This window comes from Bradyrhizobium sp. 22 (assembly GCF_000482425.1).
Lineage (GTDB): Bacteria > Pseudomonadota > Alphaproteobacteria > Rhizobiales > Xanthobacteraceae > Bradyrhizobium > Bradyrhizobium japonicum_B.
Map to the genome: position 1 here is coordinate 1,897,957 of NZ_KI519400.1, position 12,094 is coordinate 1,910,050.

Genomic DNA, 12,094 nt, shown 5'->3' on the forward strand with positions numbered 1-12,094 from the left:
CCTTGTGGGGCTGTTGCGTAATTCGCCAGTTGTGATTCCCTAAGGCAAAGGCTGGAGGGATCGATGGCGGTGAAGCGGACGGGGCAGCCGAGCTTTGTAGAAGCGCTGATGCCGAAGGGCGCCGGCGCCAATGCGGCGCTGGATCGGTTGGCTGGCTTGGTGAAGTGGTATCGGTTCGAGAAGCTGATCGGTCATTTACGGGATGAAGGGAGCCCCGGTCGTCCAGGCTATCCGGTGCTTGTGTTGTTTCGTGCGGTGCTGTTGCAGTCGCTCTATGGTCTTTCGGAACGCGAACTGGAGGAGGCGCTGGGCGACCGGTTGTCGTTCAAGCGCTTCGTTGGTTTGAGCCTGGAGGATGCCACCCCCGATCATACGGTCCTGAACCGTTTCCGGAACCGGCTCGTTGAGCAAGGCCTGCTGGAGAAGCTGTTTGGCGAACTGGATCGCCAGCTTGAGAATGCCGGCGTCATCCTCAAGCGCGGCACGATGCTGGATGCAACCCTGATCCAGGCGGTGTCGGCTCCTCCGAAGGAGGATCGTCCTTCAAACGATCCCGACGCTCGCTTCACCAAGCGGCAGGGCAAGAGCGGCTCGACCTTCGGTTACAAGGCCCATATGGGCGTTGACGAAGGATCCGGCCTGATCCGCGCGGTGTTGACCACGCCTGCCAACATCAATGACACGACGCCAGCCGATGAGTTGATCCGCGGCGACGAGGCCGTGGTGTGGGCTGATGCGGCCTATGACACGCATGCCAGGAGGGCTCGACTGAAGGCGGAAGGCAAAAAGCCCCGCATCGCGTTCCGTCCCAACAGGCACCATCCGGAACTGCCGGCCCGGCTCAAACGCTACAATCTTCTAATCGCGCGACGACGAGCCCAGGTCGAGAACACTTTCGCCACCCTCAAACGCCGCATGCGACTGACCTGCATCCGCTACGTTGGTCTGATGAAGGCAAGCGGGCAGGTCCTACTCGCCTCGATCGCCTTCAACATGAGGCGGTGGGCCACGATCGCGGCCTGAGCCGCCCACCGAGGGCGACAACTACAGACTTGCCGGGCAATTGCCGTGTCCGTGTCCCTCTCTCCTGACGGCCTCAGCCTCAAAGGCCGATAATGCAACAGGCCCCTTGTGGGAGAGGGTGGTTCGCCGCGTGAGCGGCGAGACGGGTGAAGGGTTCTATCCACGAATTCGATGTTGCGGAGACATACCCCTCATCCGGCGCTTCGCGCCACCTTCTCCCACAAGGGGAGAAGGGAAAAGAAACTACGCCCCAATCCTTCGCAGCGCCTCTGCGACCGTCACGATCGGCATGTTGCGTCTTCCGGCGGCCTCAAGCGCGTGACGCAGCAGGTCCGGCGTGCAGCCATAGGGGCTCGGCGCGCTCGCAACGTCGTGACCGTAGAAGATGAGCCATCCGCCGCGCGCGACCGCTTCGTCGAAATAGCGATCGATGCCCGCTCGATCGGTCTCGCAATCGACCAAGGGCGAGGCGCGCAGGAACTGCAGGTCGATGACGCCGCTGTTGACACCGGGAAGGATGCCACGGGCCGAACGGAAGGCCTTGGCGAGCTGCGGCTTGCGCCAGACCGAGGCAAGCCCGTAGGGATAGGCGAAATTCTCCAGCCTGATCGAGGAATCGATCGCGCGAAAATACGCGCGGTTCCGCTCGATCTCGCGCGCCATGGCGGCCTCGTCGAGATCGGCCGAGCTCTTGTGCGAGAAGGTATGGCAGGCAATCTCGTGACCGGCGCGATGAAGCCGGACGATCGCGTCGTCCGACAAGCCATGCCAATGGTCCGACGGCTGACCGATCAGGCTGCCCGCGAGATAGAACGTGCCCCGCCCGCCGTGCTTCTCGAGAAGCGTGGCGCCCTCGCCAGCGGCGCTGTCGGGAGCATCGTCGAAGGTGAAGCTCACCATCGGCGTATGGGACGCAGGCAGCCGGTGCGGCGCGGCACGGAAATGCCGGGCCAGCCGATTGCTCACGCGTCCCTGGAGTGCCGACCACACGACTGCGTTTCCCGTGATGTATTATCTCCGCACTGAAACATTCGCGCGCCGGTTGAGGCAAGCCTAACGCTCGGGTAATCCTAACGCGGACCCAATATCCATTGGCTAGCCCGCGGGGACCGGCCCACCGGCTTCCACGCTGAGATACCGCAACCAATTGCGGAAAAGCACTGCCGCCGCGCTGCCGGCACCGATATCAGCGCGCAAATTCAGCCCCGGCAGCTCGTTGGTGAGCGCCGGATGGCGCTGGTGCGCTGCCTTCTTCTGGAAGCGGACGAGTTTCTCCTCCGTCGCTGCGTCAAAATAGCTCACGGGCAGGTGCGGATAGGTCTCGCGCTCCCGCGCCAGATAGCGGCCGATGTCGCGCAGATATTCGCGCTGGAGCGACAGCGCGTCGTATTCCGGATGGCCCTGGAAGAACACGAAGCGGCTGGCATATTGGCGAACAAAAACGTCGACGCCGGCCTGGGCCGAGCGTGTCAGCACCTGATAGCCCGCCTGGACCAGGTCGCTTTCCACGATCTCGTTCAGCCGCGAATGCGAAACCTTCAGCGGCGCCGGTGCGGTGCGCGTCAGCGGATCGCGCCTCACCAATTCGCAATCGAAGATGCCGTGGCATTTCGCCGGCAGCCGCCGCCGCGCGATGCCGTCGAGGTGCAGCACCGCCGCGTGCGCGGCAAGGCACGACCAGATCGTCGAGCGCGTGTTGGCCTTGGCCCAGTCGATCAGCTCGGTGAGGTCGCGCCAGTACGGCTCCTGGTCGAGCTCGGCCGCGACGGGCTCCGCGCCGGTCACGATCAAGCCGTCGAATTTCTGGCGCTTGAGGTCCGAGAGGTCGGAATACTCGCTCTCGACGTGCCACCTCGCTTCCGGCGACCGCTTCACGCTCGGCAGCGAGAAACAGTGGAAGCGGATGCGGTGCGGACCGGCGGCGGCCTGCAGCAGCTTCATGAACTGCCGCTCGGTCGCCTTCAGCGCCGGATCCGGCATGTTGTTGACGAGCCCGATCGTGAGCTCGGCGCCGTGATCTCGCGCGAGATCGCACTCGGTCGGCACCAATGCCGGGCCCGAGATAACTTGATCCCTGTCGATCAGGATCGTCATGGGCGCGGCCGCCTACTCCGCGGCCTCGAGGCGCGCCGACCGGCAGGCCTTGTCCAGCGCCTGGTCGATGTCCTCGATGATGTCGGAGACGTGCTCGATGCCGATCGAGAGCCGGATGGTCTCCGGCAGCACGCCGGCAAGGCGCTGCTGCTCCGCCGACATCTGGCGGTGCGTGGTCGAGGCCGGATGGCAGGCCAGCGACTTGGCATCGCCGATATTGACGAGGCGCGTGATCAGCTTCAGCGCATCGTAGAAGGTCTTGCCGGCCTCCATGCCGCCCTTGATGCCGAAGGTGAACAGCGAGGAGGCGTTGCCGTCGAGATATTTCTGCACCAGCGGATAATAGGGGCTGTCGGGAAAGCCGCTGTAGTTGACCCAGGCGACGCGCGAATCCTTGCGCAGGAATTCGGCGACCTTGCGGGCGTTCTCGACATGACGCTCCATGCGCAGCGCCACGGTCTCGATGCCCTGGAGCAGCAGGAAGGCGTTGAACGGCGACAGCACCGAGCCCATGGTGCGCTGATAGACGCTGCGCGCCCGCTCGATGTAGGCGGTGCGGCCGAAACGCTCGGCATAGACCAGGCCGTGATAGGAGGCATCGGGCTTGTTGTAGGCCGGGAAACGTTCGGCATACCTGGCCCAGGGGAAGTTGCCGGAATCGACGATGGCGCCGCCGAGCGTGGTGCCGTGACCGCCCAGGAACTTGGTCAGCGAGTGCACGGCGATGTCGGCGCCATAGTCGAACGGCTTGAGCAGGATCGGCGTGGCGACGGTGTTGTCGACGATCAGCGGCACGCCATGCGCATGCGCGACCTTGGCCAGCGCCTCGATGTCGCAGACATTGCCGGCGGGATTGCCGATGGTCTCGGCGAACACGGCACGGGTGTTCTCGTCGATCAGCTTCTCGATCGCTTCCGGCCTGTCGCTCTCGGCGAAGCGGCCGGTGATGCCCTGCCTTGGCAGAATGTGCGAGAGCAAAGTATGCGTGGTGCCGTAAAGCTGCGGCACGGAAACGATGTTGCCGCCGTGGTCGGCGACGTTGACGAAGGCGAAATGCAGCGCCGCCTGGCCGGTCGCGACCGCGAGCGCGCCCACGCCACCTTCGAGCTGAGCAATGCGCTTCTCCAGCACCGCACTGGTCGGATTGGCGATGCGGCTGTAGCGAAAGCCCTCGGTCTCGAGGTTGAAGAGCGCCGCGCCGTGGTCGGCGCTGTCGAAAGCATAGGCCGCGGTCTGGTAGATCGGCACGGCGACCGCATGCGTGGTCGCTTCGGGCTCGTAACCGGCGTGAATAGCGATCGTCTCGTTGCGCATCGTGCCACCTCCGCGTGGAGCGGTCCGCACTTATTGGCCTAGAATGAGGCATGTGCGTTGTCCGCCGCTCCTCTGTTAGAGGCGGGTGGTAAAGCGGACAATAATTCGCATAGAGATCGAGGAAGTAACCCTAACCGTTACTGGCGAACTGGCCGGAATCCGGGTTAATTTGCATTAATCAAACGACGACGGTTTGCATCGTTTCCTCTCGCGCAAGGCAGGGCCAGCGCACATGAACCGCTCGCGTTTTTGGGCACGATAGTCTCCACATCGTCATGGCCCGGCTTGTCCCGGCCATCCACGTCTTGCGGGGGCACGAAGAACGTGGATGCCCGGGACAAGCCCGGGCATGACGACCTCTCATGCAGGTGCAAATGCGACCATTCCTCTCCCCGTGACGGCGAGGATCATTGTCAACGCTGCGATCACTCGCGGGCCCTACCCCATCCGCTCCCACAAGCGATGAGCGAGCACGCCGGCGCGCTTCTCGATCGCGGCCGCGGCATCGAGCGCAAGATCCTCGCGATAGCGACCGGCAATGAGCTGCACGCCGATCGGCTTGCCGTCGTGGAGGGCCACCGGCACCACGGCGCCGGGCAGGCCGAGCACATTGATCGCGGAGATGAAGCGGATCTCGCCCCAGAAGATCTCGCGCACGCGCTCGGCGCTGACCGCGTCCTCGCGCGGGCCCGGCGTCGGCTTCACCGTGGTCGGCGCCAGCACGACCGGATAGTCCTCGAAGAACAACTGCCAGGCGCGGATGTGGCCGTTGCGCGCGGCGGTCGCCTGCATCCAGCCCTTGAGATCGAGCACATTGGCCTTGGCCTTCATGCCGCCCCAGGCCTTGTGAAAGTCCTCCGAGGTCACCTTCAGCATGCCGGCTTCCTGCATCACCACGGTCTCGTTGGTGATGATGTCGCACCAGGTCTGCCAGACGCCGTCGATGTCGGGCACCTCGACCTCGCTGACGCGGTAGCCGGACCGTTCGAGATGGTCCGCGGCCTGGCGCAGCGCCGCCGCGACGGACGGATCGACATCCATGTCGTCAGGTATCTTGGCCAGCGCGACCTTGATCGGCCGCTTCGGCATCTCGCCGACCAGCGGCGCCGGCACCCACCAGGGATCACGCGGATCGCGCTGGCTCATCGCCTCCAGCGCAAGACGGACGTCGGCGACGTGGCGGGCGAGCGGCCCCTGCGCCGACATCAAGTGTGCCAGCATCGGCCGCTCGGCCGTGGCGCTCGCATTGAACGCGGGGATGCGCCCTTGCGTCGGCTTGATGGTGGCAACGCCGTTGCAATGCGCAGGCCAGCGCAGCGACCCGCCGATGTCGTTGCCATGGGCGATGGTGCCGATGCCGGCGGCGACCGCCGAACCCGCCCCGCCCGACGAGCCGCCGCAGGTGATGTCAGGATCCCAGGGATTGAGCGTCAGCCCGTGCAGGGGATTGTCGGTGAAGCCGCGAAAGGAGAATTCCGGCGTGTTGGTGAGCCCGATGACGATCGCGCCCGCCTTCTTCAAGTTGCGCACCACGGGCGCATCCGACGGCGCGATCAGGCCCTTGTTGGCGGGCACGCCGTTGAAGTTCGGCCGTCCCTCGTAATCGACATTTTCCTTAATCGTGATGGGCACCCCGTGCAGCAGGCCGAGCGCAGCACCCTTGGCGCGCTGCTTGTCCGCGGCATGCGCAGCCTTCAGCGCCTCCTCCGAGAGATCGACGACGACGGCATTCAGCTTCGGATTGACCGCGCGCATCCGTTCGAGATGTGCCTCGACCGTCTCGACCGCGGAGATCGCGCCGGAGCGGATCGCGGCGGCAGTCGCCACCGCCGACCATTGCCAGATCGGCCCAGACGGGCGCCGCGGCCTGGCCGATTTGCCGGCGGCGGCCTTTCGGGCCGGCTTCGCGGCAGCTCCCTTGCGGGCCCCGGTCTTCGTCGCGGTTCGCGCCTTCTTCCCCGCAGTCTTGCTCTTGCTCGCCGTCTTCTTCGCCACGCCGTATCTCCCAAAAAATTGCGCGGCGGAGGTTAGGGACGGCTTCGATCCCTGTACAGGTGCGATTCTGCATCGCTCACCTCGGGATCAACATCGACATGGGATACGGCTGGCTCGCGCTCGTGCTGGAAGCCGGACGGGACTGGCAAGAGGACGCGGTGGCGTATAGCCAATGGCGGAGAGAGTGGGATTCGAACCCACGGTACGGTTTCCCGCACACACGCTTTCCAAGCGTGCGCCTTAAGCCACTCGGCCATCTCTCCGGAGCGCCCTCTCTTGAAGGGGCGCCGACGATTTTGCAAGGGATCGCGAGGAAAACCGACGAATTTTCCGCAAGCCATTGTATTTGCATGATAATATTTGGCACCGCGGATGCTCTGATCGGCTTGCAGGCTGAACCCGCGACGGGGTTGCTGCGACGATTCAGGTGAGGATGCCGAGCACGACTGGGGGAGCCATGACCATCCGCAAGACCATTGTCGCCCTTGGCCTGATTTCGGCCCTTGGCTCCGCTCTCGCGGCGTCCGCCGCGGCCCAGGTCTGCACACGTCAAGGCGTCGACGTCAGCTGCGACGACGGCCGGCGCGGGATGCTGTCGGGCAATGCCATCCTCTGGCCGGACGGGACGCGCTCAAGCTCTGCGCCGCACCCGACGGTGATCATTGGCAACAAGAGCTCGGTGCATGTCGGCACCGGCGTGTTCGTCGGCCAGGGCAAGGGCATGGTGCCGATGGATGATCCCAACGCGCCGAACAAGCGGCAGTGCGCGATTCTGGACGGCGTGTCGTATTGTTATTGAGGTGCGCTCTTCTCTGTTTGCCGTCATGCCCGGGCTCGTCCCGGGCATCCACGTTCTCGTACGCCAGTGAAGACGTGGATGGCCGGGTCAAGCCCGGCCATGACGAGTTGATAGACCGAGAAAAATCTCAGATCAACCTCACGCCTGAGATCGCCGATTTCAGCCAGCGCAGCGCTTGCGGCGGTTGCGTGGCGAGCGGGGCGACGGCGGCCTTCTCGGTCCGGCACTTCTCGAGCTCGGCGACGAAGTCCGCCGACCATTGCTGGATGGTGTGGCCGCGCAGCTTCTTCATCATCGCGTCCCAGCGCATCTTGCGCTCGGTGAGCGGCATTGCGGCCGCAACCGCGATCGCGCGTGCCATGCCGTCGATGTCGTGCGGATTGACCAGCAAGGCGGTCTCGAGCTCGTTGGCGGCGCCAGCGAACTTCGACAGCACCAGCACGCCGGGATCGGCCGGGTTCTGCGCCGCGACATATTCCTTGGCGACGAGGTTCATGCCGTCATGCAGCGGCGTCACCACGCCGACCTGCGCTGTCCGGTAGAGACCGGCGAGCACGGCCTGGCTGAAGCCCTTGTTCAGATAGCGGATCGGCGTCCAGTCGACCTCGCCGTGCCGGCCGTTGACGTCGGTGACGAGGCGCGCCACCTCGTTCTGGAGATTGCCGTAGGCCTCGATCGCACCGCGCGAGGGGTTGGCGATCTGGAGCAGCGAGATGCTGCGCGCAAATTGCGGCTGCTCGGTCCAGAGCCGGTCGAACGCGCTGATGCGGTTGACGAGGCCTTTCGAATAGTCGAGGCGGTCGACGCCGATCGCGAGCCGCTCGCCGTTGAGGCTGCGCCGCAGCCGCGACACGTCCGGATGCGAGGCCGACTTGGCGGCGTAGGCCGCGAACTTCTCCGCATCGATGCCGATCGGAAACACCTCACAGCGCGTGCGGCCATGCTGCGAGACCGCAACGCCGTCCTCGACGGCAAGGCCGAGCTCGCCGCCGACATAGCCAAGGAAATTCTGGCGATCCTCCTCGGTCTGGAAGCCGAGCAGATCGTAAGCCAGCATCGCCGTGATCAGTTCGCGATGGTTGGGAACGCCTTGCATCACCGCAGTGACGGGCCAGGGCGTATGCAGGAAGAAGCCGATCGGATCGTCGACGCCGAGGTCGCGCAGCTCGGCGCCGAGCGCGAGGAAATGATAGTCCTGCACCCAGAACGCGGTTTTTGTTTTTCGGAAGCGCATCAGCGCGCGCGCCATGAAGGCGTTGACCTCGCGATAGCTGACATAATCTTCGCGCGAGACGCGAATGAGGTCGCTGCGCGAATGCAGCGCCGGCCACAGCGCCGAATTGGCAAAGCCCTCGTAATAGCCGCCGTAATGCGCCGCCGGCAGATCCAGGGTCGCGATGGCGCCTGCTCCGAGCGCTTCGATCTCGGCGAACGGTTCCTTCTGATGGCCGTCCCGTACCCGGCCCGAAGAACCCACCCAGATCGCACCCGAATGTTCCACAACCGGCAGCAGCGCCGCCGCGAGGCCGCCGGTCATGGGCTCGTTAGGCTTGCCGCGGGCGACGCGATTTGAAACGACGACTAAGTTCACAGGTCGTCCCCTCCTGTTTCATTCCACCCGTTTAACTGCCGTTCATCAATATGGTTCCTGTCATCGTTTCAACCAATTGAAACCAAAATCGGGCACGCGCGTTGGAACTGGTTTCGCTTTCGGAACCCGGACATTTCACTGCAAAGACAGCTTGTGCGTTTGTGTTTCGCAACAAGTATTGCGGCGCGAAACGGCGCCGTTCCGGCCGGCATTATGTCTGCGACAGGGCGATGCCTTCGTTTTACCGTGGATCGAGCAGGCGCGCGAGGAAGGCCCGCACGTCGCTCGGCGTGTCGAAATGGCCGTTCACGCCCATGGCGCGGCGCCCGACCGAGAAGGCAAGCCCATTCATGTCGGGCATGATCGCGAACACGGTTTCATCGGTGACGTCGTCGCCGATGAAGATCGGACGCCGTCCCCTGAACGGCTCCCGCTTCATCAGTTCGCGCACGCCAGTCGCCTTGGTGAATCCGGAATGCTTGATCTCGCATACGAACTTGCCCGGCAGCACCTCGATTGGCGCGCTGGGCAGATCGGCGCGGATCACCGAGACGGCTTCGTAGATCGCCTTCTCCGCATGCGGCGCGAGGCGGTAATGCAGAGCGAGCGAATAGCCCTTGTCCTCAAGCAGAATGCCCGGGCTGAGCTTGGCAATGGCCGCGAGCCGCCGCTTCAGCTCCTTGTCCAGCGGCGGCGCATGCACGGCATCGACCTCATTATCCACCGACAGCCGCATCTCGGCGCCGTGGCCGGCGACGGCGCGAAACACCTCGGGCGCGAAGATCAGGTCGATGTCGTTGAGCGAGCGGCCGCTGACCAGCGCCAGCGCGCCGGACGTGCGCTCGGTCAACCGGTTCAGCGTCTCCGACAGGCCCGGCGGCACCCATACCTCGCGCGGCGTCGGCATCAGGTCGAGCAGGGTCCCGTCGATGTCGAGCAGGATTGCGGTCTCGTCGAGATGCGGCACCAGCGCATGCGGCACCGGCACCGTTTCGGGTGCCTCGTCGTCGAATATTGTGGGCTGCTGGTCCATCGCCATCTCTGCAAGTTCCGATTTCATCAGTCTACTCCATAAAGGCGAGCGGCCGCGCGATTTGTTCGAGCGATTTGCGCTCCGCCGAGACGGCATAGCGCCACGCCACGATCGCGGCCGCGAGCATCAGGACTGCCCCCAGCAAATAGCCGGCGAACACGCTGGTGCGCGATCCCGTGTCGATCAGCGCGCCGAACAGCGCCGGCCCGATCACGCCGCCGATGCCGGTGCCGACGGCGTAGAACACCGCGATCGCCAGCGCACGAACTTCGAGCGGAAAGGTCTCGCTGACGGTGAGATAGGCCGCGCTGGCGGCCGGTGAGGCAAAGAAGAAGATCACCATCCAGGCGACGGTCTGTCCCTGCGCACTGAGCACGCCGATCGAGAACAGATAGCCCGACAGCGCCAGCAGCAGGCCCGACATGCCATAGGTGAACATGATCATGGTGCGGCGTCCCAGCGTATCGAACAACCGGCCGAGCAGCAGGGGCCCGAGGAAATTGCCGGCGGCAAAGGGCAGCAGGTACCAGCCGACGTGATCGGCCCTGATGCCGTAGAAATCGGTCAGCACCAGCGCGAAGGTGAAGAAGATGGCATTATAGAAGAACGCCTGCGCGCTCATCAGCACGAGGCCCACCACCGCGCGCTGGCGATACGCCGAGAACAGCGTGTGCACGACCTCGCGGATCGGCGTGTGATCGCGCATCTTCAGCCGGATCTTGGGGAAGCGCCCCTCGTTGATATCCTGATCATGCCCGATCACCGAGCGTTCGATCTCGTCGACGATCGCATGAGCCTGGTCGGGACGGCCATGGATCATCAGCCAGCGCGGACTTTCCGGAATCCACATGCGCATCAGCAGCACGACGAGACCGAGGCCGGCGCCGATCAGATAAGCGAACCGCCAGCCGAGATCGGGCGCGATCACGGCGGGGTCGAGCAGCACGATGGCCGCGACCGCGCCCATCGCGGCGCCGATCCAGAAACTGCCGTTGATGACGAGATCGGTCCAGCCGCGATAGCGCGCCGGCACCAGCTCCTGGATGGTCGAGTTGATCGCGGTATATTCGCCGCCGATGCCGGCACCGGTGAGGAACCGGAACAATGCGTAGCTCGCGACATCCCATGACAGAGCGGTCGCGGCCGTGGCCGAAAGGTAGAGCGCCAGCGTGATGAAGAACAGCTTCTTGCGGCCGATGCGGTCGGTGAGCCAGCCGAAGCCGAGCGCGCCGAGCACGGCGCCGGCGAGATAGGCGGAATTGGCGATGCCGAGATCGAGGTTGGAGAATTGCAGCGACGGACTCTGTTTCAGTGCGCCGGAGAGCGCGCCCGCCAATGTCACCTCGAGCCCGTCAAGAATCCAGGTGATGCCGAGCGCGAGCACGACGCGGGTGTGAAAGCCGCTCCACGGCAACGCGTCGAGCCGTGCCGGAATACTGGTCTCGACGATACGGTCGGTAGCGGCCGCCGACACCGTCGGTGCGTAGTTCAGCACTGGGCTTTGCTGCAATTCCATCAGGCTGTTGCGCTCGATCAATGGCTGCGGCCCCGGTCAGGATGTGAACGGGGTTGATCCGATCGTTGGGGTGCGGCATTCCGCCTGCCCCTGCGACAACGCCTGCGGCGAGGTCGGGTTCCTGCAGGAACAGCTCCTGGGTCCGCTCGTTTCCGAAGCAGCCGCAGGGAGTTGACGCATGGCTCAGGTCAGAAAGAGAACACATTCTCGAAACAGCGGTCCACGCAAGTCTGGCCGCCGGAAGACGAGCACGCGGCGCAGCACGATTGCGCGCAAGAGCACCAAACGCGCGGCGCCGAAGCGTTGGTCGCAACGGGTGACGAAAGAGAGCGACGCGCTCGATCTCAAGCAGGGCGTGTTCAAGCTGACCAGCCCGAGGAAGATCGCGATCTCGTTGAAGCAATCGGCCGAGCACAGCTCACGACGCAAGACCGGCGCCTATCGTTCGGCGCTGTCGATGCTCACCTTCTACATCAACCGTGCCGGCAAGACCTTGCCGAAGACACAGCGCGCGCGTCTGGAGAAGGCGAAGGTCGAGCTGAAGCGGGCGTTCGGGCGGGAGTGAGATCAGTAGGGTGGGTTAGGCGAAGCCGTAACCCACCACTCAACTCTCGACGCGCGATTCGAGGTGGTGGATTACGCTTCGCTAATCCACCCTACGCGTTCCTTTCGCAGCCTCTACGCCGCCCTGATATTCCCCATGAAGCGATCGAGCTCGGCGCGCAGGCG

10 protein-coding genes and 1 tRNA gene are annotated in these 12,094 nt (G+C 64.5%); 3 read left to right on the top strand and 8 right to left on the bottom strand.

Features of this window, described 5'->3' with window-relative positions:
- The first annotated feature begins 63 nt into the window (after positions 1–63).
- The gene (locus tag K410_RS0134390) at positions 64–1,023 is read left to right on the top strand and encodes an IS5 family transposase (protein ID WP_028139077.1); all 960 of its coding nucleotides are present in this window, start codon (positions 64–66) and stop codon (positions 1,021–1,023) included.
- 243 nt (positions 1,024–1,266) lie between these two features.
- Here the strand turns inward: K410_RS0134390 and K410_RS0134395 are convergent, their stop codons facing one another.
- From K410_RS0134395 to K410_RS0134415, 5 genes are all read right to left on the bottom strand, one after another.
- Positions 1,267–2,013, bottom strand: coding sequence for a polysaccharide deacetylase family protein (locus K410_RS0134395; protein ID WP_028139078.1), 747 nt, complete (start codon positions 2,011–2,013; stop codon positions 1,267–1,269).
- Positions 2,014–2,118: 105 nt separating this feature from the next.
- A complete protein-coding gene (gene metA / locus K410_RS0134400; RefSeq protein WP_028139079.1) occupies positions 2,119–3,117 on the bottom strand; it encodes a homoserine O-succinyltransferase MetA in 999 nt (332 codons plus the stop codon).
- A 12-nt stretch (positions 3,118–3,129) separates the two neighbouring features.
- Positions 3,130–4,431 (bottom strand): O-acetylhomoserine aminocarboxypropyltransferase/cysteine synthase family protein, encoded by a 1,302-nt coding sequence (locus tag K410_RS0134405; protein WP_028139080.1) that lies wholly within the window; start codon positions 4,429–4,431, stop codon positions 3,130–3,132.
- A 438-nt stretch (positions 4,432–4,869) separates the two neighbouring features.
- Positions 4,870–6,426, bottom strand: coding sequence for an amidase family protein (locus tag K410_RS0134410; RefSeq protein WP_028139081.1), 1,557 nt, complete (start codon positions 6,424–6,426; stop codon positions 4,870–4,872).
- A 173-nt stretch (positions 6,427–6,599) separates the two neighbouring features.
- Positions 6,600–6,689: transfer RNA gene (locus tag K410_RS0134415), tRNA-Ser, on the bottom strand.
- Positions 6,690–6,883: 194 nt separating this feature from the next.
- Between K410_RS0134415 and K410_RS0134420 the strand changes: the two genes are divergently transcribed.
- Positions 6,884–7,225 (top strand): hypothetical protein, encoded by a 342-nt coding sequence (locus K410_RS0134420; protein ID WP_028139082.1) that lies wholly within the window; start codon positions 6,884–6,886, stop codon positions 7,223–7,225.
- Positions 7,226–7,352: 127 nt separating this feature from the next.
- On the opposite strand, the gene K410_RS0134425 is transcribed toward K410_RS0134420, so the two are convergent.
- The 3 genes from K410_RS0134425 to K410_RS0134435 all read right to left on the bottom strand — a co-directional run bounded on the left by K410_RS0134425 (position 7,353) and on the right by K410_RS0134435 (position 11,365).
- Positions 7,353–8,816: a trehalose-6-phosphate synthase gene (locus K410_RS0134425; protein ID WP_028139083.1), complete on the bottom strand. Its 1,464-nt coding sequence runs from the start codon at positions 8,814–8,816 to the stop codon at positions 7,353–7,355.
- A gap of 241 nt (positions 8,817–9,057) precedes the next feature.
- Positions 9,058–9,876, bottom strand: coding sequence for a trehalose-phosphatase (gene otsB / locus K410_RS0134430; protein ID WP_028139084.1), 819 nt, complete (start codon positions 9,874–9,876; stop codon positions 9,058–9,060).
- A gap of 4 nt (positions 9,877–9,880) precedes the next feature.
- The gene (locus K410_RS0134435) at positions 9,881–11,365 is read right to left on the bottom strand and encodes an MFS transporter (RefSeq protein ID WP_028139085.1); all 1,485 of its coding nucleotides are present in this window, start codon (positions 11,363–11,365) and stop codon (positions 9,881–9,883) included.
- A gap of 178 nt (positions 11,366–11,543) precedes the next feature.
- On the opposite strand from K410_RS0134435, the gene K410_RS0134440 reads away from it, so the two are divergent.
- Positions 11,544–11,930, top strand: a complete 387-nt coding sequence (locus K410_RS0134440) for a DUF3175 domain-containing protein (RefSeq protein ID WP_080672303.1) — start codon at positions 11,544–11,546, stop codon at positions 11,928–11,930.
- Positions 11,931–12,094: the final 164 nt, after the last annotated feature.